The organism is Phycicoccus sp. M110.8, from assembly GCF_032464895.1.
GTDB lineage: Bacteria > Actinomycetota > Actinomycetes > Actinomycetales > Dermatophilaceae > Pedococcus.
The window spans coordinates 120,241-142,471 of record NZ_JAWDIC010000003.1; the positions used below are offsets into that span (position 1 = coordinate 120,241).

General features: G+C 73.6%; 23 protein-coding genes and 1 tRNA gene. 9 read left to right on the forward strand and 15 right to left on the reverse strand.

Annotated elements, in window-relative coordinates; translation table 11 throughout:
- Window positions 1-201 precede the first annotated feature (201 nt).
- A complete protein-coding gene (locus RKE38_RS13830; protein ID WP_316008068.1) occupies window positions 202-1,128 on the forward strand; it encodes a MerR family transcriptional regulator in 927 nt (308 codons plus the stop codon).
- 185 nt (window positions 1,129-1,313) lie between these two features.
- On the opposite strand, the gene RKE38_RS13835 is transcribed toward RKE38_RS13830, so the two are convergent.
- Complete coding sequence (locus RKE38_RS13835; protein ID WP_316008069.1) at window positions 1,314-2,798, reverse strand: MFS transporter; 1,485 nt, start codon at window positions 2,796-2,798, stop codon at window positions 1,314-1,316.
- Between the two features lie 168 nt (window positions 2,799-2,966).
- Between RKE38_RS13835 and RKE38_RS13840 the strand changes: the two genes are divergently transcribed.
- Window positions 2,967-3,563, forward strand: a complete 597-nt coding sequence (locus RKE38_RS13840) for a TetR/AcrR family transcriptional regulator (RefSeq protein WP_316008070.1) — start codon at window positions 2,967-2,969, stop codon at window positions 3,561-3,563.
- A 3-nt stretch (window positions 3,564-3,566) separates the two neighbouring features.
- Here RKE38_RS13840 and RKE38_RS13845 read toward each other — a convergent pair whose 3' ends face one another.
- On the reverse strand, window positions 3,567-4,211 hold the full coding sequence (locus RKE38_RS13845) for a PAS domain-containing protein (protein ID WP_316008071.1): 645 nt from the start codon (window positions 4,209-4,211) through the stop codon (window positions 3,567-3,569).
- Window positions 4,212-4,613: 402 nt separating this feature from the next.
- Here RKE38_RS13845 and RKE38_RS13850 point away from each other — a divergent pair, with 402 nt between their 5' ends.
- Window positions 4,614-4,967, forward strand: a complete 354-nt coding sequence (locus RKE38_RS13850; RefSeq protein ID WP_316008072.1) for a cupin domain-containing protein — start codon at window positions 4,614-4,616, stop codon at window positions 4,965-4,967.
- A 93-nt stretch (window positions 4,968-5,060) separates the two neighbouring features.
- Here the strand turns inward: RKE38_RS13850 and RKE38_RS13855 are convergent.
- Window positions 5,061-5,137, reverse strand: a tRNA-Met gene (locus RKE38_RS13855).
- 84 nt (window positions 5,138-5,221) lie between these two features.
- Window positions 5,222-8,194: a UPF0182 family protein gene (locus RKE38_RS13860; RefSeq protein ID WP_316008073.1), complete on the reverse strand. Its 2,973-nt coding sequence runs from the start codon at window positions 8,192-8,194 to the stop codon at window positions 5,222-5,224.
- Between the two features lie 254 nt (window positions 8,195-8,448).
- Here RKE38_RS13860 and RKE38_RS13865 point away from each other — a divergent pair, with 254 nt between their 5' ends.
- Complete coding sequence (locus tag RKE38_RS13865) at window positions 8,449-8,985, forward strand: PPA1309 family protein (RefSeq protein WP_316008074.1); 537 nt, start codon at window positions 8,449-8,451, stop codon at window positions 8,983-8,985.
- 11 nt (window positions 8,986-8,996) lie between these two features.
- Here the strand turns inward: RKE38_RS13865 and RKE38_RS13870 are convergent, their stop codons facing one another.
- The 3 genes from RKE38_RS13870 to RKE38_RS13880 are packed head-to-tail and all read right to left on the reverse strand — an operon-like array spanning window position 8,997 to window position 11,739.
- Entirely contained in the window at window positions 8,997-10,127 is a 1,131-nt protein-coding gene (locus tag RKE38_RS13870) for a PDZ domain-containing protein (protein WP_316008075.1), read from the reverse strand.
- Entirely contained in the window at window positions 10,124-10,591 is a 468-nt protein-coding gene (locus tag RKE38_RS13875; protein ID WP_316008076.1) for a molybdenum cofactor biosynthesis protein MoaE, read from the reverse strand. The genes RKE38_RS13870 and RKE38_RS13875 overlap by 4 nt, the downstream gene beginning before the upstream one ends.
- On the reverse strand, window positions 10,588-11,739 hold the full coding sequence (locus RKE38_RS13880; protein WP_316008077.1) for an NAD-dependent epimerase/dehydratase family protein: 1,152 nt from the start codon (window positions 11,737-11,739) through the stop codon (window positions 10,588-10,590). Before RKE38_RS13880 ends, RKE38_RS13875 begins: the two co-directional genes overlap by 4 nt.
- Before the next feature lie 61 nt (window positions 11,740-11,800).
- Here RKE38_RS13880 and RKE38_RS13885 point away from each other — a divergent pair, with 61 nt between their 5' ends.
- Together RKE38_RS13885 and RKE38_RS13890 are read left to right on the forward strand one after the other, a co-directional pair.
- Entirely contained in the window at window positions 11,801-13,225 is a 1,425-nt protein-coding gene (locus tag RKE38_RS13885; RefSeq protein WP_316008078.1) for a zinc-dependent metalloprotease, read from the forward strand.
- A complete protein-coding gene (locus tag RKE38_RS13890; RefSeq protein WP_316008079.1) occupies window positions 13,222-13,815 on the forward strand; it encodes an NUDIX hydrolase in 594 nt (197 codons plus the stop codon). Before RKE38_RS13885 ends, RKE38_RS13890 begins: the two co-directional genes overlap by 4 nt.
- Window positions 13,816-13,822: 7 nt before the next feature.
- Here the strand turns inward: RKE38_RS13890 and RKE38_RS13895 are convergent, their stop codons facing one another.
- Window positions 13,823-14,434: a M48 family metallopeptidase gene (locus tag RKE38_RS13895; protein ID WP_316008080.1), complete on the reverse strand. Its 612-nt coding sequence runs from the start codon at window positions 14,432-14,434 to the stop codon at window positions 13,823-13,825.
- A 200-nt stretch (window positions 14,435-14,634) separates the two neighbouring features.
- The gene (locus RKE38_RS13900) at window positions 14,635-15,459 is read right to left on the reverse strand and encodes an enoyl-CoA hydratase/isomerase family protein (RefSeq protein ID WP_316008081.1); all 825 of its coding nucleotides are present in this window, start codon (window positions 15,457-15,459) and stop codon (window positions 14,635-14,637) included.
- 132 nt (window positions 15,460-15,591) lie between these two features.
- Between RKE38_RS13900 and RKE38_RS13905 the strand changes: the two genes are divergently transcribed.
- From RKE38_RS13905 to RKE38_RS13915, 3 genes are all read left to right on the forward strand, one after another.
- On the forward strand, window positions 15,592-15,750 hold the full coding sequence (locus RKE38_RS13905) for a DUF5679 domain-containing protein (protein ID WP_091756008.1): 159 nt from the start codon (window positions 15,592-15,594) through the stop codon (window positions 15,748-15,750).
- 150 nt (window positions 15,751-15,900) lie between these two features.
- The gene (locus RKE38_RS13910; RefSeq protein ID WP_316008082.1) at window positions 15,901-17,064 is read left to right on the forward strand and encodes a hypothetical protein; all 1,164 of its coding nucleotides are present in this window, start codon (window positions 15,901-15,903) and stop codon (window positions 17,062-17,064) included.
- Window positions 17,061-18,398, forward strand: a complete 1,338-nt coding sequence (locus RKE38_RS13915) for an AarF/ABC1/UbiB kinase family protein (protein WP_316008083.1) — start codon at window positions 17,061-17,063, stop codon at window positions 18,396-18,398. The genes RKE38_RS13910 and RKE38_RS13915 overlap by 4 nt, the downstream gene beginning before the upstream one ends.
- Before the next feature lie 90 nt (window positions 18,399-18,488).
- On the opposite strand, the gene RKE38_RS13920 is transcribed toward RKE38_RS13915, so the two are convergent.
- The 6 genes from RKE38_RS13920 to RKE38_RS13945 all read right to left on the reverse strand — a co-directional run bounded on the left by RKE38_RS13920 (window position 18,489) and on the right by RKE38_RS13945 (window position 22,082).
- Complete coding sequence (locus RKE38_RS13920) at window positions 18,489-18,707, reverse strand: hypothetical protein (protein ID WP_316008084.1); 219 nt, start codon at window positions 18,705-18,707, stop codon at window positions 18,489-18,491.
- Window positions 18,704-19,294, reverse strand: a complete 591-nt coding sequence (locus tag RKE38_RS13925; protein WP_316008085.1) for an HhH-GPD-type base excision DNA repair protein — start codon at window positions 19,292-19,294, stop codon at window positions 18,704-18,706. The genes RKE38_RS13920 and RKE38_RS13925 overlap by 4 nt, the downstream gene beginning before the upstream one ends.
- Before the next feature lie 109 nt (window positions 19,295-19,403).
- Window positions 19,404-20,921, reverse strand: coding sequence for an alkaline phosphatase family protein (locus RKE38_RS13930; protein ID WP_316008086.1), 1,518 nt, complete (start codon window positions 20,919-20,921; stop codon window positions 19,404-19,406).
- Between the two features lie 102 nt (window positions 20,922-21,023).
- The gene (locus tag RKE38_RS13935; RefSeq protein WP_316008087.1) at window positions 21,024-21,326 is read right to left on the reverse strand and encodes a hypothetical protein; all 303 of its coding nucleotides are present in this window, start codon (window positions 21,324-21,326) and stop codon (window positions 21,024-21,026) included.
- Complete coding sequence (locus RKE38_RS13940; protein WP_316008088.1) at window positions 21,323-21,610, reverse strand: WhiB family transcriptional regulator; 288 nt, start codon at window positions 21,608-21,610, stop codon at window positions 21,323-21,325. Before RKE38_RS13940 ends, RKE38_RS13935 begins: the two co-directional genes overlap by 4 nt.
- A 235-nt stretch (window positions 21,611-21,845) precedes the next feature.
- Window positions 21,846-22,082 carry a hypothetical protein gene (locus RKE38_RS13945; RefSeq protein ID WP_316008089.1) on the reverse strand — a complete coding sequence of 79 codons (237 nt, stop codon included), beginning with the start codon at window positions 22,080-22,082 and terminating at the stop codon, window positions 21,846-21,848.
- Window positions 22,083-22,231: the final 149 nt, after the last annotated feature.

Consider the following 22,231-nt stretch of genomic DNA (forward strand, 5'->3'; position numbering starts at 1 on the left):
GCCGCGGCGCCTGGCCGGGGCTGCGGCCCGGCTCCGGGATCCCGTTGAGGGATGGACGGGACAGGACCCCGGAGCCGGACACGACCTTCGGTGGAACTCGAACCCCGGTGTACAACCCCTGTCCAAGGTTCGCCCTTGAAGCATGCGCTTCCTTCCCCGTGATGTCCAGACTTTGTCCAATCCTGAGGGTAACCTCCGATCGTGCACACCATCGGCCACACGGCCTGGCTCACCGGCGTCCCGGTCGCCACGCTCCGGGCGTGGGAGCGCCGCTATGCCGTGGTGTCGCCCGCCCGGACGCCGGCCGGCTACCGGCTCTACGACGACCACGCCGTGCGGACGCTCACCGCGATGGCGGCGCTCGTGGCGGCGGGCTGGTCTCCCCGTGACGCCGCCGACCACGTCGTCGGCTCCGTCGGCGACTCCGTGGTCGGGCCGGACGCGCCGCACCGAAGAGTGGAGGAGCACACGGTCACCACCGGGCGCCCCGGCCCCGAGCTGCCGGGGATGGACACCTCAGCCCTGTCGAGGGCCGCCGCGGCCCTGGACCCGCGGATGGCCGAGTCGGCCCTCGACGAGGCGTTCGCCGTCGCCGGCCCGGAGCAGGCCGTCGACGGGTGGCTGCTGCCCGCCCTGCGGGTCCTGGGCGAGGACTGGAGGGCCGGCCGCGTGGACGTGGCCGGCGAGCACCTCGTGAGCGCTGCCGTGCAGCGCCGGCTCGGAGCCGCCCTCGACGCCACCGGCCCGCAGGGCGGCAGTCCGCAGGTGGCGGTCGGCCTCCCCCGCGGCGTCCGGCACGAGCTGGGCGTCACGGCATTCGCCCTCCTGCTGCGGCGGGCCGGCCTCGAGGTGGCCTATCTCGGGGCGGACGTGCCCCCGGAGTCGTGGGCGGTGGTGCTGCGGCACCACGCCCCCTCCGCCGTGGTGCTGGGGGTCCCGGCCACGGACGACGTGGCGGCTGCCCGCGAGGCGGTCGCGGTCCTGGGCGCTGCCGACCCGTCGCCGGCCGTGTACGTCGGGGGGTCGGCGCAGGACGCCGTGGGCGCCGGGACCATCCCGCTCGGGCACCACGTGCGGTCCGCGGTCGCGCGCCTCGTCCGGGACGTCGAGGGCGCAGCGAACGCCTGAGCGCTGCCTGGCCCCTCGGCATACCGCCCTGCGCTCCCCCACCTCCCACTCCCGTGCCCGCTCGTCTGCGCACGGACCAGCGCACCACTGCGCGGTGATCGGATCCGTGCGCACCGACACGCTCGTCTGCGCGCAGACGAGCGTGTCGGTTGGGGCTGGCCGCCCTCCGCGTGGAGGGTGGTCGGTCAGGCCGCGGGCTCGAGCACCGCCTCGGCCGGCACCGGGGTCTCCGGCGAGGCCTCCGCGGGGCGCGGCGTCCGCCGCCGCCCGGACAGGCTGACGAGGAGGGCCACCGCGACGGCGATGAGCCCAGCCGCCACCCCGAAGCCGCGGTCGGCGCCCAGCACGAAGAGGTCCTTCGCGGCCGCGGTCGCGCCCGGTCCGGACGCAGCACCCGGTCCGGCCGTCGCGAACACCGTCACGAGGACGGCCAGCCCGACCGCCCCGCCGAGCTGCTGGGTGACGTTGACCAGACCCGAGGCGACCCCGGCCTCGTGCGGGGCGACACGCACCATGCCCGCCTCGGTGAGCGGCACGAACGCCGTGCCGTTGCCGAGCGCGAACACCACCATCGAGGCGGCGAGCTGCGGGTAGGTGGTGTCCACGCCGACCCGGGTGAGGAGCACGAGGCCCACGAGGGACATCGTCATCCCGACGAGCATGACGGCCCGGCCGCCGAAGCGGGGGACGAGCACCCGCGTGGCCAGCTGCGAGCTGAGGAAGACCGACACGGGGAAGGGCACGAACGCCATGCCCGCGCGGACCGCCGACCAGCCGAGGACGAGCTGGAAGTACTGGCTCAGGAAGAAGAAGGCGCCCATGCTCCCGGCCACGAGGAGCAGCCGCGCGGTGTAGGCGACCACCCGCTCGCGGTCGGCGAAGAGGTGCAGCGGCACGACCGGCTGGGCGACGCGGCGCTCGACCGCCACGAAGGCCGCCAGCAGCACCACGGAGGTGACGAACGAGCCGACCGCGGACCCACTCCCCCAGCCGTGCGCGGCGGCGGAGATGAAGCCGTAGACGAGCGCCGTCATGCCCGCCGTCGACAGCAGGCTGCCCACGACGTCGATGCGGCCGTGCTGGGACCGGCTCGCCGGCAGCGCGACACGGGACAGCACCAGCACCGCCAGGCCGATCGGCACGTTGACGAACATCACCCAGCGCCAGGAGGCGTACGAGGTGAGCAGCCCACCAGCGATGAGGCCGATCGCCGCGCCACTGGCGGACACGATCGTGTAGTAGCCGATGGCCCGGGTCCGGTCGCGAGGCTGCGGGTACAGGCCCATGAGGATGGCCAGGGCCGACGGGGCCACGAGGGCGGCGCCGACGCCCTGGGCGGCACGGGCGAGGAAGAGGTGGCTGCCGGCGTCGGCGAAGCCGCCGAGCAGGGACGCCACGGTGAACAGGGTCATGCCGACGGCGAAGACGGTGCGCCGGCCGAAGAGGTCACCCGCGCGGGCGCCGAGCAGCAGCAGCCCGCCGAAGGCGAGGGTGTAGGCGTTGACGACCCACGACAGGTCGGCCGGCTCGATGTGCAGGGCCTGCTGCATGTCGGGCAGCGCGATGTTCACGATGGCCGAGTCCAGCACGATCATCATCTGGGTGGTGAGGACGACGGCGAGGGGTAGCCAGGTCCGGGTGGGCGTGGCCGGGGTGGTGGTGGAGCTCATGGATGGGGAGGTCCTTCCCGACAGGGCGTATCATGGGAGAGAAGCGGAGGCCTCCTCCGCGTCGTTGCGAAGCGAGACGGCGGTCGAGGTGACCGCGGAAGCGGAGAGATCCTCCGCTTTCAGCTACTATACGGAGACAGCCTCCGTTTACGCAAGGTGGAATGCCATATGGGTGCCGACGACGCCAAGCCGCTGCGCGCGGACGCCGCCCGCAACCGCGCCCGCCTACTCGAGTGCGCCACCGCCCTGTTCGCCGAGCGCGGCGTCGACACCTCGCTCGACGACGTGGCCAAGGCCGCCGGCGTGGGCATCGGCACCCTGTACCGCCACTTCCCCACCCGCGACGACCTCGTGCTCGCCGTCTACGGCGCCCAGATCGACGCGCTCGACCAGCGTTCGCGCGAGCTGTCCACGAGCGAGGACCCGGGCGCCGCGCTGCGCGAGTGGATGCGCGGCTTCGTCGCCTTCTACGCGGTGAAGCAGGGCATGGTGACGCTGCTGCGCGCGATGATGAACGGCAGCCGGTCCGAGCACTTCCAGCACACGCGGGAGACGCTGCGACTGGCCGCCGAGCGCATGCTCGCCCCGGCCATCGAGGCCGGCGTCATCCGCGACGACGTCGCCGCCGCGGAGCTGCTGCGGGCCCTGGGCGGCATCTGCCTGACCAGCGAGCCGCGGAGCGTCAGCCCCGAGTCCACCCTCGCCCTCGTCGACCTGGTCTACGACGGCCTGCGCTTCGGCGCGAAGGCTCCCGCCACGGCCTGAAGGTCAGCCGCCCTCGGCCGCGGCTTCCGCGATGAGGTCCCGCAGCTCGGCGATGGCGCGGTCGATGTCGCCCATCACCTCCCACAGGGGCCCGGAGTCGCTGGTCGCCCCCTGCGAGAGCGCGCCCGACAGCTTGAGGGTGGCCCCGAACAGCTGCCGGGTCACGATGTCGGTCGTGACGTCCGCGACCCGCCGGCGCTCACGCTCGACGGCACGGGCCTCCGCCCGGTGTCGCAGCAGCGCCTCGGCGTCGATCCGAGCGGTGATGTCGATGACGTGCTGCAGCACCCCCGTCACCTCGCCGTCGACGACGAACGGCGAGCACGAGACCTGCACCTGTCGCACCTGTCCGGCAGCGTCCTCGACGGTGCGGGCGTACTGCCGCTCGGCTCCGGCCAGAGCCGCCTCGAGGAAGGGGCGGATGCTCTGCCACACCTGCTCCGGCACCAGGGCGCTGACGTGACTGCCACGCACCTCGGCGAGCCGTTCGCGCCCCGACTCGCGCAGCGCGAACGCATTGGCGAAGTCGCACCGCAGCTCGCGGTCCCACACCGTCACGCCCGCCGGCAGCAGGTCGAGGACTGCGGCCACCTCCGGCCCGACCAGTGATTCGGGAGCCTGCGACGCGACCGACCCGGGCTGCCCCATGTGGACCTCCTTTGGCGGCGGAACGACCCCGCGACCCCGCTGGACCGCCCGCCCCAGCCCTGACGTGGCATCGGCCTCGCACCACCCACGCTACCGGCGCCAGCTGCACCCCGGATCCGCCACGAGAGCGATCTCACCCCGGGAAGCGCCGGGCATGACGGGCCGCGCACGACGGGTGCTGCACGGCGCGCCCTGACCTCGGGCTCACCCCTTTGCCGGTGTCCCGGGCTCGGGCCCGGTGGCAGCCTCGAGCCACACGAGAAACCCGGTCGGCGCTGCAGGGGAGCCCGGGGAACGCCTCCCACGGCCCGGGACCGACGTGGGCGCACCGGTGCGCACGGCCGGGCACCACCGTGCCGCTGCCACCCTCCACCGCACGAGCACCCGTCCACGGGAGGGCACATGACCGCCAAGCAGAACATCGACACACCCCACGAGCGCCGAACCTTCAAGGACCACGGCCACATGGACGTCGTCACCCTCGGGGACTTCACGCTGGGCCGCGGCGTCTTCGAGCCGGGGTGGCGCTGGTCGCAGGACGTCCAGCCGATCGCCGGGACCGACTCCTGCCAGACGCACCACACCGGGTTCTGCCTGTCCGGGCGCATGACGGTGTGGTTCGACGACGGCAGCGAGCTCGCCGTCGCTCCCGGCGACGTGGTGGACATCTCTCCCGGCCACGACGCCTGGACCGACGGGGACGAGGCGTGCGTCCTGCTCGACACGGGCGTCGCGGCATACGCCCGCCCCAGCTGAAGCCCTTCACGACGAAGGCCCGTGCACGACGAAGGCCCGTGCACGACGAAGGCCCGGACCGTGTCGTCCGGGCCTTCGTCTCGCCGATGCGATTGGTAGCGGGGGCAGGATTTGAACCTGCGACCTCCGGGTTATGAGCCCGGCGAGCTACCGAGCTGCTCCACCCCGCGTCGGTAGCCCCAACTGTACGGGACTCCGTGCGGCTGGGCCAAATCGGGCACCCGCACTGCCGGCCGTCGCCTGCCCCAGAGCCCCTACTTCGTGGTCGTGGGGCTCGGCGACGGCGTCGTTGTGGCGGTGCCCGATGGGGTCGGCGTCACGGTCGTGCTGCCGCCCTTGGGCGAGGCTGCGACCGCGCGCTTGATCGCGTCGTCGAGCTTCTTCTGCGCCTCGCCGTATGCCGCGAAGTCGCCCGCCTTGAGCGCCTTCTGGCCGTCGTCGTACGCCGACTGGATGTCGGTGAGCGCCTGGGCCAGCGCCGCGTTCCCGGTCGACGGCGTCGTCGGCGTGGTGGGCGTCGTCGGCGTCGAGCCGGTGCCCGAGCCCGTCCCCGAGTCGCCCGCCGTGGCGCCTGACCGGCCGCCGAACAGCCCGTCGAGCGCCCCGTCGAGCGTGTCGGACCACGCCAGCTTGTTGCCGAACGCCACGACCGTCGCCCGCGACAGCGGGAACGAGGAGGTGCTGTTGGCGCTGACGTAGATCGGCTGCACGTAGAGCAGCCCGCCACCGACGGGCAGCGTCAGCAGGTTGCCCAGCGTGACCCGGGAACCCTGCTGGCGTGCGTTGTTGAGGAACTGGCTCAGCGTCAGGCTGAACGCCGGCGAGGTCTGGTTCGAGGAGTTGATGTCGTTCTGGACCTGGCCCGGACCGCGCACCTGGCTGTCCTTGGGCAGCTCGAGCAGGCGCAGCTTGCCGTAGTCCGAGCTCGGCTTGCCCGAGGTCGATCCGGCATCGGCGTCGACGGCGAGGAAGCCCGACAGCACCTGCCGGTCGCCGACCGGCTTGAACGTCGTCGTGAGCGAGAACTTGGCGCTGTCCTGGTCGGGCATCTTCAGCGTCAGGTAGTACGGGGGCTGGTCGACGTTGCGGGCCTCCTGGGCCGGGTCCTCGGGGACCTCCCAGTAGTCCTGGCCGCCGTAGAACGACGCGGCGTCCGTGACGTGGTACTGGGTCAGCACCTGCCGCTGCACCTTGAACAGGTCCTCGGGGTAGCGCAGGTGCGCCATGAGGTCGCCGCTGATCTGGGACATCGGCAGCACCGTGTTGCCGAAGGCGTTGCTCCACGCCTTGAGCAGCGGGTCCTTCTCGTCCCAGGTGTAGAGCTTGACCGCGCCGCTCTCGGCGTCGACGGTCGCCTTGACCGAGTTGCGTATGTAGTTGACGTGGCCGCTCCCGATGGGCCGCACCGCCGAGGAGGTGGCGGTCGTCGAGTCCGACGTGGCGTTGTCGATCTCCTTGAGCCGCGAGTACGGGTAGTCCGCCGTGGTCGTGTAGCCGTCGACGATCCACTGCACCCGTCCGTCGACGACGGCGGGGTACGGGTTGCCGTCGAGGGTCAGCCACGGGGCGACCCGCTCGACGCGCTCCAGCGGCTTGCGGTGGTCGAGGATGCGGCTCTGGTCGGTCACCGCGTCGGACAGCAGGAAGTTGAGCTCGCGGTACTTCAGCGCGTAGGCCGCCTGCCGGAAGATCGAGCTGAGCTTGACGCCGCCACCGCCGGAGTAGGTCGTGTTCTTCTGCCCCGCGGCGCTGTTGTCCGGGTAGTCGAACTCGCGCGGCGCCGCACCGGGCGCGCCACCGACGATCGAGTAGTCGGGCGACTTCTCGCCGAAGTAGATCCGCGGCTGGAAGTCACCCAGCGGTCCCGTCTGCGGGATGTTCTGCTCGTAGAAGACCGGCTCGCCGTCGGCGGTGCGCTGGTTGCCGTACGCCGCGACGACACCGAAGCCGTGGGTGTAGACCGTGTGGTCGTTGAGCCAGTTCCGCTGGTTCTGCGGCACGCCGTCGAGGTCGAGCTCGCGGACGGCGACGACGGTGTCGCGCACCTTGCCGCCGACGGAGTAGCGGTCGACGTCCAGCGCGTCCGGGAACGCGTAGTAGGACTTCACCGACTGCAGCTGCTTGAACGTCGGGGACACCACGATCGGGTCGACCAGGCGGATGCCCGGGATCGTCTCGGCGTCGTCGCGCAGCTGGTCGGGCTTGGCCTCCGTCGTGGCCGTGTACGGGGTGCTGCTCAGCCCGTCGATGCCGTATGCCGCTCGTGTGGCGTCGATGCTGCGCTGGATGTACTTCTGCTCCAGGGACTTCTCCGAGGGGCGCACCTGGAACCGCTGCACGAGGGCGGGGTAGATGCTGCCGACGACGACCGAGGTGACGACGAGCAGCCCCACGCCGACGGCCGGCAGCCGCCAGGACCGGGTCCAGATGGAGGCGATGAAGAGCCCCGCGGTCATCACGGCGGCCACGGCGAGGATCACCTTGGTGGGCAGCACGGCATTCGCGTCGGTGTACCCGATGCCGGTCAACAGGCGGCTGTCCTTGGTGGCCAGGCTGTACCGGTCGAACCAGTAGCTGGCGGCACGGACCAGCACGATGGCGGCCAGGAGGATCGCGAGGTGCGTGCGGGCCGCCCGCGTCGTGCGCTCGCCGCGCCCCTGGACCTGCAGGCCGCCGTAGACGTAGTGGGTGAAGGCGGCCGCCACGAGCGCCATCACGAGCGCCATCGTGAGGAAGCCGAGCAGGAACCGGATCCAGGGCAGGGTGAAGACGAAGAAGGACAGGTCGAGGTGGAACTGCGCGTCCTTCCTGCCGAACGAGACGCCGTTGCGCCAGAGGAGGTAGGTCTTCCACTGCCCCGCTGCACCGGTGCCGGCGAGCAGGCCGAGAACGCCTGGGATGACGACCATGGCGACCTTGCGCAGCGGCTCGATGGCCTCGCGGTACTGGTCGAGGTTCTGCTGCTGCGGCGTCACCGGGGCGTAGATCGGCCGCGTGCGCCAGCCGACGACGAGGCTCGAGGCGACGAGGGCCGCGGTGATGGCGAAGCCGAGGACGAAGAGCACGACCTTGGTCAGTAGCTCGGTGCGGAACACCTCCTCGTACCCGACGGAGTCGTACCAGAGCACCTCGGTCCACACCGAGGCCGCGACGGAGACCACGATGCCCAGCGCCACGACGATGGCGATCGTGGGACCGAGCGGCCCGCGCCGCCGGCGGAAGGTCATGGTCGGGGGGCGCCTGCCCCCGGGCCCGCCCGCACCGCCACCGGGCCGGCCGCCGCCTCCTGAGGACTCGCCCGGCCCGAACCACTCCGAAGAACTCACACCACGCCCGATCTGCCGCGCGAGCAGCCACCCCGGCCACCTGCTGGTAGTGGGACCAACTTACCGATGACGGCTGGGGTTCCCGGGAGGCGGGAGGTCCGACGCGGCGGGGTGCGCCGGTCCGGCTCCCCCGCGGCATACGGCACCATGAGCGGGTGAGCCAGACCAGCCGTCCCGTCGCGGACCCGTTGTCCATCGCCGCCCTCGACACCGAGCGCCACGTCGCGGCGTCCGGGTGGGACCAGAACCCCCGGCTGTTCGCCCTCGTCCCCACCGCCGACCTGCTCGAGCGCGAGCCGCACCTGCGCGCGGGCATGCACGGGTCGGACCTCGCCGAGGGCGCCCTCAGCGCGATCGAGCAGGAGAACCTGCCGCCCACCTCGAACCTCGAGTCGCTCCTCGGCGGCATCGCGTGGCCGGATGCCGTCGTCGGCGCCGCCCTGGCCGTCGAGCGGATCGTCGTCCCGCCGGATGCCGAGCGCGACCTGCCCGTCCACGCCCAGTCCGCGGTCGACGCCCTGGCCGCGCACCCGGCGCGGCAGGACGTGCGGCTGCTCGTCGCCGTGACTCGCGACGGCCAGAGCCGCTGCCTGCTGCGCCAGCGCGCCCACGACAGCGACGACCAGGTCGCCCTCGGCGACGACATCGCCCCCGGCCTGGTGCACGCGCTCAGGGCGACGCTGCAGGACTGACGCGGCTGCGCCTACTTCGTGCAGGTGGGCAGCGACCCGCCCCGGTGGGCGGCGATGGCCTCGACCGAGGACCGGGCCTGGTCGAAGGTCGAGATGCGTACCACCCGCAGGCCGTCGGGCACGTGGCCCACGACCTCGTTGCAGTTGTCGGCGGGCGCGAGGAACCACTGGGCGCCTCCGTCGCGGGCGCCGACGAGCTTCTGGCGGATGCCGCCGATCGGGCCGACCGCGCCGGTGCTGTCGATCGTGCCCGTGCCGGCGATCTTGGCGCCACCCGTGAGGGCCCCTGGGGTGAGCGTGTCGTAGAGCCCGAGCGCGAACATCGTCCCGGCCGAGGGCCCCCCGACGTTGCCGGCGTCGATCTTCACCGTGAACGGGAAGTCGAAGCGCACCCCGAGGAACACGCCGATCGTCGTCCGCCCCCCGGCGTCCCGCGTGGTCGCCGTGACGTCGACCGGCTTGCCGCCGCGGACCAGCCCCAGCTTCACCGGCTGCCCCGCGCTGTGGTTGCCGATGGCCGTGCGGATCGAGGCGCTGTCGTCGACGGCCGTCCCGTCGACGCTCACGATCTCGTCGCCCGGGCGCAGCACGGACCGGTTCGGGCTGTCCTGCGTGACCTGGGCGATGACGACGTGCTGCACGACCTTCTGGCCGACCGCGCGGAGTGCGACCGCGATCGCCTCCTGCTGGGAGTCGGCCATCTCCGCGGCGCCCTCCTCCTGCACCTGCTTGTCGGTGATGCCCTTGGGGAAGTAGGCCTCCTCGGGCTCGATCTCCTCGCTGCGGTTGAGGGCCGCGCCGAGCAGGTCCCACACGGTGACCCGGAAGCCGGGACCGCCGGCGACCCGGACGGTGGTGAAGTCGAGGGCGCCCTCGGTGGGGTAGGTCCTCGCGCCCGAGACGGTGATGAGCGGCGTCTTGCCGGCGGCGATGATGTTGGTGACCGGCCCGGGCTTGAGGACGACGTAGGGCAGGCCCACCATCGTCGACAGCGCGGCCAGCGCGATGAGCACGAAGCCACCGACGAGGACGACGACCGAGCGGCGACCGAGGCGGTAGGGGTCCTGCCCGTCCCCGTCCTGCGGTCCCTGCGGTCCCTCGGGTCCTGCGGGCGGCGGCGACGACGTGGACGACAGGGTCACGGCAGCCCCACCCACTCGTCGGTGCCGTCGGCGAACTGCTGGTGCTTCCAGATCGGGACGGTCGACTTGAGCGTGTCGATGAGGTCGCGGCACGCCTCCATCGCCTCGCCCCGGTGGGGTGCGGAGACCCCGACGACGACGGCGAGGTCACCCACCTCGAGGTGGCCCGAGCGGTGCACGGCGGCGACCCGGGACACCGAGTGCCGCGCGGCGACCTCCCTGCACACGCGGGCGAGCTCGTCCGCGGCGCTCGGGTGGCTGGAGTAGTCCAGGGCGGTCACCGGCTCCCCGTGGTCGTGGTCGCGCACCACCCCGACGAACAGCGACACGGCTCCGCAGCGCGGGTGCCGCACGGCGTCGAGGACCTCGTCGACCCCGAGCGGTTCGTCACGGACGACGGCGAGGACGACCTCGGCCTCCCCCGTGGTCTGGCCGGTGGTGGTCCCAGTGGTGCGGTCGGTCATGACCCACCCTTCCTGCGGCGGCGCCGCATGATGGCCGCGGTGCCCACGAGGGCCACCGCGGCACTGGCCGCCCCGAGGGCGGCGTCCTTGCGGTCGAGGCGTCGTGCCGCGACCGCGTGCGAACCCCGGATGGTGTCGAGCAGCACGCCGAGGCAGGTCTCGTTGTCGTGGACCGGCTCCCACCCGTCGCCGAGCAGGCGGCCTGCCGACACCGCCCAGGGGAAGGCGACGAAGGCGAGGTCGCTGGCGGGTGCCGGCAAGACCCCAACGCGGTGCAGCCGGTCCGCGGTTCCCATGGCCGCGCCGAGGCTCAGCTCGACCGGGCGCATACCGGTCAGGCGCTCGAGGTCGCGCTGGGTGAGGTGACCCGGCGCGCCCACCGACACGGCGCCCTCGATGCCCCTGGCCAGGACGAGGGCCACGGCGGAGCCGAGGTCGTCGACGTGGCAGAACTGCCACGCCGGGTCCGAGCCGCGCACGGTGAGCAGCCGGGGTGCCTCGAAGTGCCGGGTGAGCACCGTGTCGACACCGTCGCCGACGAGCGCGGCAGGCCGGACCGCGGTGATCCGCAGGCCGGGGTGCACGTCCCGGGCGACGGCCACGAGCTGCTCGACGTCCATGAGGTCCCCGACCTGGCCCTCGTCGCTCGGGGCGCGCAGCGGGGCGTCGTCCGGCAGCGGGACCGGGTTGTCGGGGTGCGCGCCGTAGACCTGCGCCCCCGTCACCACCACGAGGTGCCGCACGCCGGCGGCAGCGGCCGCGGTGATCACCGTCTGCGCCCGGCGCAGGTTGCGCTCGCGCCGGACCCGCGCGCCGAGCGCCAGGTCGGAGTCGAGGTCCGTGCTCGTCGCGACGTATGCCGCCGCGTGCACCCCCCGCAGCGCCTCCACGAGCGTGGGGTGGGCCGGGTCGCACTGGCGGTACTCGACGCCGCCCACCGGCGGCCGCTCCACGTCGACGGCCAGGACGGTCCCGATACGCGACTGGGGGCCGTGCGCCGTCGCGCCCGCCGTCCCCCGGGCAGCGGTCGTCACCAGCGCGCGCAGCACGGCCTGGCTCGCCGCGCCGGCGGTCCCGACGACCGCGACGTCGACGGCGCTACGCCGCGAGCGAACTGCACCCCCCTGGGCGCCCGCTGGGGAACTCACCGTGGCCTCCACGTGGTTGTCTTGGACGAAGCCATCCTCTCAGGACTCCCGAGGAGCCGTTGTGCCCGACCACCCCGACCTGCCCGACCGTCCCGGCGACGACGCCGGTTCGGGGCTGCCTCCCGAGCTGGAGCAGGTGCTGCGCCGGCTCACGGGCGGGGCCGGGCTCGACCCGCAGATGGTGCAGGCCCTCAAGGACATGGGCGTCGACAAGGTCGACCCCGCGATGCTCGAGATGATGGCCGGTCAGGTGCAGGCGATGTTCACCGGCGCGGCCGGTGACACCGGCGAGCCGTTCAACGCCGCGCTCGCCACCGACACCGCCCGCAAGGTGGTGGCGGCCGAGGGCGACACGGTCGTCTCGGACGCCGCGCGCTGCCAGGTCGACCAGGCCGTGCAGGTCGCCGAGCTGTGGCTCGACCAGGTGACGGCGTTCGAGGCCCCGGGCATCACCACGCACGCGTGGAGCCGGGCCGAGTGGGTCGAGGCCACCATGCCCACCTGGCGCGACCTCGTCGGACCGGTCGCGGAGGGCGTCGGGCGCGCCGTGGGCGACGCGATGCGCGCGCAGATCGCCGAGCTGGGCGAGGGCGGGATCCCGGAGGGGATGCTGCCCGAGGGCCTGCTGCCGCCGGGTGTCGACCCGGCTGCGATGCTCGGGCAGATGGAGCCGGTCATGGCCCGGATGAGCGGCTCGATGTTCGGGCTTCAGGTGGGGCAGGCGGTCGGCGCCCTCGCGTCCGAGACCGTGAGCGGCACCGAGGTCGGGCTGCCGCTGGTGGCCGACCGCTCGGTGGCGCTGCTGCCGGCCAACGTCGAGGCGTTCGCCGAGGGCCTCGAGGTCGACCTCGACCAGGTGCGCCTCTACCTCGCCGTGCGCGAGGCCGCCCGGGTGCGGCTGTTCGCGCAGGTGTCGTGGATCGGGCCGCAGCTGCTCACGGCGGTCCGCGACTACGCCCGCGACATCACCCTCGACACCGACCGCATCGAGTCGGCGCTGCAGTCGGTGGACCCCAGCGACGCGACCGCGCTGCAGTCGGCCCTGCAGGACCAGCTCTTCCGCCCCGAGCCCAGCGCCTCGCAGCGCGCCGCCCTGACCCGGCTGGAGACCTACCTCGCCCTCGTGGAGGGCTGGGTCGACGTCGTCGCCGAGCGCGCCACCCGCGACCACCTGCCCCAGGCTGCCTCCCTCGGCGAGGCCATCCGTCGCCGCCGCGCGACCGGGGGGCCGGCCGAGAAGGTGTTCTCCGGCCTCGTGGGCCTGGAGCTGCGGCCGCGACGGCTGCGCGACGCCGCCAACCTCTGGGCCGCGCTCGAGTCCGCCCACGGCCAGGAGGGACGCGACGCGGCGTGGGGCCACCCCGACGTCGCCCCCACCGCCGCCGACCTCGATGACCCGCTGGGCTACGTCGAGCGCGTCGGCACCTCCCAGGACAGCGACCTGGACTCCGCCCTCGACCAGATCCTGCGCGAGGGCGACCAGTGACCGGACACGACGCGGGCACCGCCACCGGCGTGCCCGCGGCATACCTCGCCCTGCGCGACGACGCCGTCGCGGCGCTCGAGGCGTGGCAGGCGCCCGACGCCGGCCAGGAGCAGTGGCGCCGCGAGTTCCTCGAGCTCTGCGCGGCCCACCCGGACGCGTTGTGGAAGCAGGGCCCGCCGCAGCACCTGACCACCGGCGCGATCGTGCTCAACCCCTCCCTCGACCGGGTCCTGCTCACGCACCACCGCAAGGCCGGGATGTGGCTGCAGTTCGGCGGCCACTTCGAGCCGCAGGACGCCTCCGTCCACGCGGCCGCCACCCGCGAGGCGCGGGAGGAGAGCGGGCTGCCCGACCTCGTGCTCGACCCGCGGATCGTCGAGCTGCACCGGCACTCGCTCGTGGCCGCGGCGTTCGGCCGGTGCGCCGAGCACCTCGACATCCGGTATGCCGGCGTGGTGCCGGACGACGCCGGGTACGCCGTCAGCGAGGAGTCGCTCGACGTGCGCTGGTGGCCGGCCGACGAGCTGCCGGCCGAGAGCGCACACGAGATCGGCCCGATGGTGCAGGCCGCGCGCAGGTTGCTCGGCTAGTCCCCGGCTAGTCCTCGGTGGGTCCGAACTCCAGGGCGGCCTGCCCCGGAGCCCCGTCGGGCTCGTCGACGTCGCCGAGCTCGTCGACCAGCGGCTCGGCGGCTGCGTCGCCGTCGGACAGCTCCAGGCCGGCGGCGGCCGCGACGCCCTCGAGGTACCCCCGGGCCCGCTCGAGCCGGGGGTAGCCCGCCAGTAGCGCCCAGAACTCGGGTCCGTGACCCGGGGCGAGCAGGTGGGCGAGCTCGTGCAGCACGACGTAGTCGAGGACGTACCCCGGCATGCCCTTGACCCGCGAGGAGATGCGGATCGTGCCGTCGGAGGGGGTGCACGACCCCCACCGGGACTGCTGGTTGGAGACCCAGCGGATCGAGGTCGGCTTGGCGAGGCCGCCGAGGTAGCGGCCGGAGAGCTCCGCCGCCCGCGAGCGCAGCTGCGCGTCACTGGGCCGGCGCCGCCGGTCTCCCCGCTCCAGGCGCTCGACCATGGTGGCCACCCACTGGCGCTCCTCGGCCTTGGTGAACCGGGCCGGGATGAGCACGATCGTGCGCCCGCCCTCGCGGTAGGCGCTGACGGTGCGGCGCCGCCGGCGGCTGCGCCTGACCTCGATGTCGGTGCTCACGCTCCCACGATAGGCGAGCGGTCGGACATTTCAGGTGCTCCGGCGCGCCCGGGACGTCGCGGGGACACGCCCGGGGTCATGCGGGACGCTCCTCGGCGCGTCGTGGGGACCGGGACCGGGCGGCCCTCGGGACCCCAGGGCCGTCGGCGTCCGTCGCGGGGCCGGGGCGGCCACAGGACGCCAAGGGCCGGCAACGGCCGTCAGCGACCGTGGAACTCCGGTCTGCGCCGGGCCGCGGCGGCGGCGATCCCCTCGTGCACGTCCTGGGTGGCCAGGGTGGTCGCCTGGGCGAGCGCCTCCCACTGCAGCGCGGTCTCCACCGTGTCGTGACCTCCCCCGCGCAGGGCCTGCAGGCTGAGCCGTGTGGCAACGGGCGCGGCGGCCGCGACGCGCTCGGCGGCGGCGAGAGCCTCGTCCAGCACCGCCTCGGCGGGGAACGCCCCGGAGACCAGCCCGAGCCCGACCGCCTCGGCCCCGGTGACGAGCCGGCCCGTGAGCAGCAGGTCCCGGGTGACGGCCATCCCGGCGACGTCGGGCAGCGACCACGTCGTCGCCATGCCCGGGTGCAGCCCGAGGGAGGTGAACGGCACCCCGAGCCGGGCGTCCTGCGCGGCATACCGGATGTCGCAGGCCAGGGCGAGCGCGAACCCGGCACCGATGGCCGCCCCGTTCACCGCGGCGATCGTCGGGACCGGCAGGTCACGCACGGACAGCCACGACCGGTAGAACGCCAGCATCCGCTCCCGCAGCCGGGGGACGGAGGCGTCCGGCTCGGAGACGATCCAGGACAGGTCGCCGCCGGCGCAGAACGCCGGTGGAGCACCGGTCACCACCACGGCCGACAGGGCGTCGTCCTCGCGCAGCTGCCCCATCAGCCGCACCCACGACCGGCTCATCGCCTCGGACATGGAGTTGCGGCGGTCTGGCAGGTCGAGGGTCACGACGGCCACCCGCCGGCCCGAGGCCTCCCGCAGGGCGACCGACAGGTCCTCGAACGGGGTCTCCCACCAGGTCAGGGCGCTCATGGGGGCGAAGACTAGGGGGTCCGCTGAGCACGACGCATCCGCCCCCCTTGCGGGAATTTGTGCTCAGGATGGTCTAGGTTGGCCGAAGTCCGACACCGCACCGTGCGGTGTGATCGACAAGGAGACATCGCGATGGCAGACGAGACCTACAAGGGCGAGTTCTACTGCGTCAAGTGCAAGGAGAAGCGCGAGGCCGAGGGCAAGGTCGTCGAGACGAACGGCCGCCGCATGGCCAAGGGTGTGTGCCCGGTCTGCGGCACCAACCTCAACCGCATCCTCGGCAAGGCCTGACCCAGGACCTCCCATCGCAAGGGGCGGACCCGACCAGCTGGTCGGGTCCGCCCCTTGCTGCGTCCCGGTGGCGGCGCACTGCCCCGACCCGTCGAGGTCCGGCTGTGGACGACCGGGGCGACCGGGTGCCGCTGTGCCAGATTGGCTCGCATGACCGACCGCCCGCTCCCGAAGCTGCTCGGACCGCTGCTGCGCCGGGGGCCTGGCCAGGTGCAGGTGGGTGTCGAGCCGGGTCGGTCGGTCGTCCTCGACGGGCTCGGTGAGGACGAGGTGGGTGCCCTCGAGGTGCTCGACGGCACGCGGCCGGTGCCGACCGTCCTCACCACGCCTGGGGGCGCCCGGGTGCTGCGGCTGCTCGCCGACCGCGGGCTGCTGGCGGTCCCCGCGGGGTCGGAAGGCCTGCCGCCCGGCCAGAGGGCCCTGCTCGACGACGACGTCCAGGCCTTGCTGCGCCTCACCAGCCCGCCCGAGGGCGCGTATGCCGTGGCCGGCGCCAGGCGGGCCGCCCACGTCCTCGTCGTGGGTCGCGGTTCGGTGCCCGACGCCGTGGCCGGCACCCTGCGCCGGGCCGGCGTGGGCCGGGTGGACGTCGGGCCGGGCGCCGCCGACGCGTGGGAGATGGCGGACCTCGAGCAGGACGTCGCCGCCGCCCCGCCGTCGCGGTCGTGCCCCGGCCCGTCCCTCGTGGTGCTCGCCGCCAGGCATGCCCTCGATCCCCGGGTCGCCCGGCCGTGGGTCCGGCGGGCGGTCCCCGTGCTCCCGGTCCTCGTGGGGGCGACCGAGGCGGTGGTGGGCCCCGTCGTCGACCCGGCGGGCTCGCCGTCCGGGCCGTGCCTCGCCTGCCTCGACCTCGCCCGCACCGACCTCGACCCGGCCTGGCCGCGCCTGCTCGAGCAGCTCACCCGCCCCACCGTCGGCGCCGGCGTCGAGGTCGGTGGCGAGGCCAGCCTCGTGGCCATGGCGGCGGCGATGACGGCCATGGTCGGCCTCGGGGTGCTCGACGGGCGGCGGCTGCCCTCCGGGCGCTCGCTCGAGGTGGGGCTGCCGTGGCCCGGCGTGCGCCAGCGGTACTGGACGGCGCACCCGCGGTGCACCGCGGAGCACGCCGGCGACCGTGCCGGTGGGTCCGCGGCCCCGGAGGCTGAGCGCACCGCCGGGGAGGCGTCGGACCGGGCAGCCGGTGAGGCGGTGGACGGGGCAGCCGGTGAGGCGGTCGGCGGGGCGGCCCACGAGGTCGCGAAAGGGGGCGCCGACGACACGACCGCGCGCCCGGTCGGCGGACCGGAGCCTCCTCAGGTGAGAATGGCCGGGTGAACGAGCTCCCCCGCCGTGCGGTCAGCCGCACCGCCCGACTGGCCAGCCTGCCCCTGGGCTTCGCAGGACGCACCGCCGTGGGTCTGGGCAAGCGCGTGGGTGGCAAGCCGGCCGAGCTCGTCGCCGCCGAGCTCCAGGCGAGGACGGCGGAGCAGCTGTTCCGCGTCCTCGGCGAGCTCAAGGGCGGTGCACTCAAGTTCGGGCAGGCCATGTCGGTCATGGAGGCGGCGATGCCCGAGGAGCTCGCCGGCCCCTACCGCAGCACGCTCACCAAGTTGCAGGAGGCCGCTCCCCCACTGCCCGCCGCGACGGTCCACAAGGTCCTCGCCGAGGAGCTCGGGCCCCGGTGGCGCACGTCGAAGTTCCAGTCCTTCGACGACGTGCCGGCCGCCGCCGCCTCGATCGGGCAGGTGCACCGGGCGGTCTGGCGCGACGGGCGCCCCGTGGCCGTCAAGATCCAGTACCCCGGGGCCGGCGCGGCCCTGCTGTCCGACCTCAACCAGCTCGCCCGGGTGGCGCGCCTCGCCGGCGGCTGGATCCCCGGCATGGACATCAAGCCGATCACCGACGAGCTCAAGTCACGCATGACCGAGGAGCTCGACTACAACCTCGAGGCGGGCAACCAGCGCAAGTTCGCCCGCACGTTCCGCGACGACCCGCACTTCGCGGTGCCCGACGTCCTCGTCAACAGCGAGCACGTCATCGTCTCGGAGTGGATGGACGGCACCCCCCTGTCCCGGATCGTCGAGTCCGGCACGAAGGAGGAGCGCGACGCCGCGAGCGCCCGCTACATGGAGTTCCTGCTGGTCGGCCCCGCTCGGGCAGGGCTGCTGCACGCCGACCCGCACCCCGGCAACTTCCGCCTGCTGCCGGACGGCCGTCTGGGGGTCATCGACTACGGCGCGGTGAACCGCCTGCCGAACGGCCTGCCCCAGGAGATGGGACGGCTGGTGTCCGCGGCCCTGTCGGGCCAGGCGGACGAGCTCGAGGCCGGGCTGCGCTCCGAAGGCTTCATCAAGCCCTCGATGAGCATCGACGCCGAGGCGCTGCTGGAGTACCTCGGCCCCTTCATCGAGCCGCTGAAGCACGAGTCCTTCACCTTCAGCCGGCCCTGGCTGCGCTCCGTGGCCGCCCACGTCAACGACGTGCGCCGGCCGGAGTTCCTCGTCGGCATGAAGCTGAACCTGCCGCCGTCCTACCTGCTCATCCACCGGGTCTGGCTCGGCGGCATCGGGGTGCTCTGCCAGCTGAACGGCACCGTGCCGGCCCGCGAGATCGTCATCGACCACATGCCGGGGATGCGGCTGCGGCACCTGCCGCCGCCGGTCGACTGAGCGCCGGCCGGGTCACCGAGCGCCCGTCGACCCCGCTGGAGGGTGCCGGCGCGGTCCACCACGCGGTCCCCGTCCGCAGACCGGGCTCCGTCACCACCAGGCGGAGTCGAGCTTGCCCTCGATGCTGCGCAGGTGGCGGCGGCTGCACTGGTCGCAGGTCCACACGTCGCGGCCGTTCTCCGTCCCACGCGACCACGTGAGGCGCGCGACGCCCTCGTCCTCGGGCGTGGCGCCGCACGTGGCGCACACCACCGAGGCGGCGTCGGCCGGACCGCTCGGAGTGCCCGGACCACCCGGGGAGGACGTCACGAGCCCGTCGCCGCCTTGGCGGCCTTGGCCTGCGCCTTGGCCGCCTGCTTGAACTCGCGCACCTTCTGCAGGGACTCCGCGTCGACCACGTCGGCCACCGAGCGGTAGGAGCCGTCCTCGGCATACGGCCCGATCGCCTCCTGCCAGCCCGCCGGGCGCACGTCGAGCTGCTTGCCGACCAGGGCCGCGAAGATCCGCGCCTTCTGGTCCCCGAAGCCCGGCAGGGCGCGGAGCCGGCCGAGGAGGTCCTGCGCGTCGGACGCCTCGGTCCAGATGCGCCGGGCGTCGCCGCCGTACTCGTCGCGGACGACTGCGGCGAGCTGCTGCACGCGGCCCGCCATGGAGCGGCCGTACCGGTGGATGGCGGGCGGGGTGGAGCACAGGTCGGCGAACGCCTCGGGCTCGGCCTCGGCGATCGCCGCCGCGTCCAGCGTGCCGAAGCGGCTGCGGATCTTCCACGGCCCGCGGAACGCGTGCTCCATCGGGTACTGCTGGTCCAGCAGCATGCCGACGAGCAGGGCGAACGGGTCCTCGCTCAGCACCTCGTCGGCGGCGTCATCCTGGGCGATGCGGATCTGGGGGGCCATGGCCGCAGACTAGCCACCGGCCGGACGACCGCGGTAGGCGCCGACACCCTGCGCCACGGCGCCGCCTCGGGCTCGTCGGGTCGGGCTCGCCGGGTCGGGCTCGCCGGCATCAGAGCAGGTAGACGAACCCGGGGCCCTCGTCGCGGTACGGGATGCCCAGCGCGTCCAGTGCCGGGCGCCACGACCCGGTCACCGAGGGGTCCGACCCCTCGAAGCCGTGGTCGGCGGTCAGCAGGAAGGTGACCTCGTCGAGCACGCCCAGGCCCTCGAGGTGGTCGAGGAAGGTGACGAGCCGGGCGTCGGACTGCTCGAGCGCGTGCCGGGCCATGTCCGACCTCGGCCCACCGCCGTGGTGACCGGCGTCGGTGACCGTGTTGGCCCACCAGGTCAGGGTCGGGGCGCTGTCGGCATCGCTCCAGAGCTCGAGCACCTGCTGAAGGCCCAGGTCGTCGACCTGCACCGCCCAGCGGAAGTAGTCGTCGGTGAGGTGCGAGGGGTCGCGCAGGTATGCCGACTCCGCCGGCTCGGGCAGCGCGCCCTCGCTGGCCTTCGTGGCGGCCTCGAACCCGCCGACGGCTCGCAGCAGGGCCATGGTGCCGTAGTCCGCGCCGCGGTCGATCGCCTCGTCGACGCTGGCCGTCCGCGGCGAGTCTCCTTGCGGCACATGGTCGTTCACCATCTCGAACACGGTGCGCACCCCGGGCCGCAGCCACTCGGCGGACCGATACCAGGTCTCGGCGTCGTTGGGCACGACCTGCTGCCCGGTCGCCCGGTCGTAGTAGACGTTGCCGAGCACGCCGTGCCGCCCGGGCCCGACGCCCGTGAGGATCGAGGTGTGGTTGGTCAGCGTCACGCTGGGGAACTCGGCCACGGCGCCGCCGCGCAGGGCCAGCCCGCGCTCGACCAGGCGGGCGACGCCCGGCAGGCGCCCGGCCTCGGCCATCGCCAGGAGCTCGCCGCAGTGCGCGCCGTCCCAGAGGATGCCGACCACGCGTCGCCGCCGTCCGGGACCCTCCGCCTCCGCGGGGCCCTCTGACGCCCCTGCTGCACCCGTGTCGAGGTGCTCGAGCAGCGGGCGCCCGTCGAGCTGTCGCCCCGCACCGTCGCGCAGGTCGGCCTCGGGCACACCGGCGAGCAGGGCCAGGGTCGGACCCACGTCGACGAGCCGGGCGTGCTCGTCCACGTACCCGCGCCGCCGGACGCCGGCCCCCGACAGCAGCAGCGGGGCCCGGGACTGCACGACGTCGAGCGACCCGTGCTCGCCCACGTGGCCGCCCTCATCGGGGAAGTGGTGCCGGGGCGTGTGCACCACCGCGACGTCGGGTGAGCGCTCCGCGTCGGCGAACAGCGACAGGATGCGCTGCGCGGCGTACGGGTAGGCGTTGTCGGTCGACACGGCCGGGCTCGGACACCGCAGCTCGTGCTCGTACGGCAGGAACGCCATCGGGTCCTCGCTCGCGACCGGGTCCGTCCCGCGCAGCACCTCGTGGCGCCCGTCCTCGTGCAGGCGCACGGCACCGAGCGCGTTGGCCGCGTGCGCCACCCCGTCCTCGACCCACAGGACCAGGTCGACGACCGGGGCGAGATCGGGGGCGCACAGGGCTTCGACGACGGCGTCACGCGACATGACGCGACCCTAGGCCAGGGAAGCGGTCCGGACCCGCGACAGCGCGGCCGGGCGCGCAACAGCCCCGGAGGACTGGTCCTCCGGGGCTGTCGGTCGGGCGGGTCACCGGGCCAGCATGCGAGGCAGCGCGTGCAGCATCTCCTGCTGCGCACGGGCCTCGAGCCGGCGCTGGTACTCCCGCTCCCGGCGCGTGCGATGTGCACGGGCGAGGTCGGCGTACAAGGCCTGGAACATGGCTGTTCTCCTGGGTTCGAAGTACTGGGTGTGGTGGTGCGGGGAGCCGGACGGCTGCCCCGCGGGGTCGGTGCCCCCCGGCACCGACCCCGCGGGCGCCCCCTCGGGCACCCCCGCGTGCGGGGTTCCGTCGACGGACGGACCGTGGTCGTGGATCTGGACGAGGGTCATGCGGCGACCGGATTCTTCCTCGGGCGACCGCGCGGACGCTTGCGGGCGACGATGGCTCCCTGGACGAAGAGCTCACCGCCCCACACGCCCCACGGCTCGGACCGGTCGAGCGCGCCGGCGAGGCACGCGGTGATGGCCGGGCACGTACGGCACAGCGACTTGGCGAACTCGACGTCGGCCGGGCTCTCGGCGAACCACATCTCGGCGTCGTTCTCTCGACACGGGATGCCTGCGCCGGACGTCGCGGCCTGCTCGTTCAGGTCGTGAAGTGCGCTCAACTGCATCGGGTGTCACCTCCCCTTCTCGTCCCCGCCACGGTGGTGGCGGCATCTTCGGTGTTCGTCCCGGTCGGCTGGTCCCCGGTGGGGGGCCGACCCGTTCTGTTCGGTGTCGTGCTGATCAACTGGTGGTACTTCTTCCTGACTGGTCGAGCGGAAGAAATCTGTCGGGCAAACAGAAAGGCCGCGGATCCCGGTTTCGGGTTCCGCGGCCTTGGAAGAGACCTGATTGGCGATATGCCTAGACAGGTGGCTCTCCGAAGGGGCGGAACACGAAGTCCTTGCGGGCGATGCCGGCACCGAGACCGTCGACGTAGAACGTCGGGCGCGGGGCATCCGTGATCACGACGGACGCGGACACAGCAGTCCCCTGGACCCAGCCCTGGGCGCCTGCGAGGACGACTCGGCCGGCCTCGGGGCACACGGAACGGACGCGGGACATGTGGGTCGCGTCGATCGTCATCGTGGTCTTCTCCATGGGGCCAGCCTCCTTCGTCTGTTCCGTCGGTCCCCAGCCCGTCGCGCGCGACGGCTGGGCTGTGTGTCCCCCAAGAGTAGGGGACCGCTCCGGAGAGCGGCAACGCATTTTCCGGGATTTCCGGAACTTTCCTGCAAGTTTTCCGTCAG

What these genes read in the sequence shown, in the direction of transcription:
- RKE38_RS13835 (WP_316008069.1), bottom strand. Translation starts at nt 2,798, where the DNA reads ATGAGCTCCACCACCACCCCGGCCACGCCCACCCGGACCTGGCTACCC.
- RKE38_RS13840 (WP_316008070.1), top strand. Translation starts at nt 2,967, where the DNA reads ATGGGTGCCGACGACGCCAAGCCGCTGCGCGCGGACGCCGCCCGCAAC.
- RKE38_RS13845 (WP_316008071.1), bottom strand. Translation starts at nt 4,211, where the DNA reads ATGGGGCAGCCCGGGTCGGTCGCGTCGCAGGCTCCCGAATCACTGGTC.
- RKE38_RS13850 (WP_316008072.1), top strand. Translation starts at nt 4,614, where the DNA reads ATGACCGCCAAGCAGAACATCGACACACCCCACGAGCGCCGAACCTTC.
- RKE38_RS13860 (WP_316008073.1), bottom strand. Translation starts at nt 8,194, where the DNA reads ATGACCTTCCGCCGGCGGCGCGGGCCGCTCGGTCCCACGATCGCCATC.
- RKE38_RS13875 (WP_316008076.1), bottom strand. Translation starts at nt 10,591, where the DNA reads ATGACCGACCGCACCACTGGGACCACCACCGGCCAGACCACGGGGGAG.
- RKE38_RS13900 (WP_316008081.1), bottom strand. Translation starts at nt 15,459, where the DNA reads ATGAGCGCCCTGACCTGGTGGGAGACCCCGTTCGAGGACCTGTCGGTC.
- RKE38_RS13905 (WP_091756008.1), top strand. Translation starts at nt 15,592, where the DNA reads ATGGCAGACGAGACCTACAAGGGCGAGTTCTACTGCGTCAAGTGCAAG.
- RKE38_RS13910 (WP_316008082.1), top strand. Translation starts at nt 15,901, where the DNA reads ATGACCGACCGCCCGCTCCCGAAGCTGCTCGGACCGCTGCTGCGCCGG.
- RKE38_RS13925 (WP_316008085.1), bottom strand. Translation starts at nt 19,294, where the DNA reads ATGGCCCCCCAGATCCGCATCGCCCAGGATGACGCCGCCGACGAGGTG.
- RKE38_RS13930 (WP_316008086.1), bottom strand. Translation starts at nt 20,921, where the DNA reads ATGTCGCGTGACGCCGTCGTCGAAGCCCTGTGCGCCCCCGATCTCGCC.
- RKE38_RS13935 (WP_316008087.1), bottom strand. Translation starts at nt 21,326, where the DNA reads ATGACCCTCGTCCAGATCCACGACCACGGTCCGTCCGTCGACGGAACC.
- RKE38_RS13940 (WP_316008088.1), bottom strand. Translation starts at nt 21,610, where the DNA reads ATGCAGTTGAGCGCACTTCACGACCTGAACGAGCAGGCCGCGACGTCC.
- RKE38_RS13945 (WP_316008089.1), bottom strand. Translation starts at nt 22,082, where the DNA reads ATGGAGAAGACCACGATGACGATCGACGCGACCCACATGTCCCGCGTC.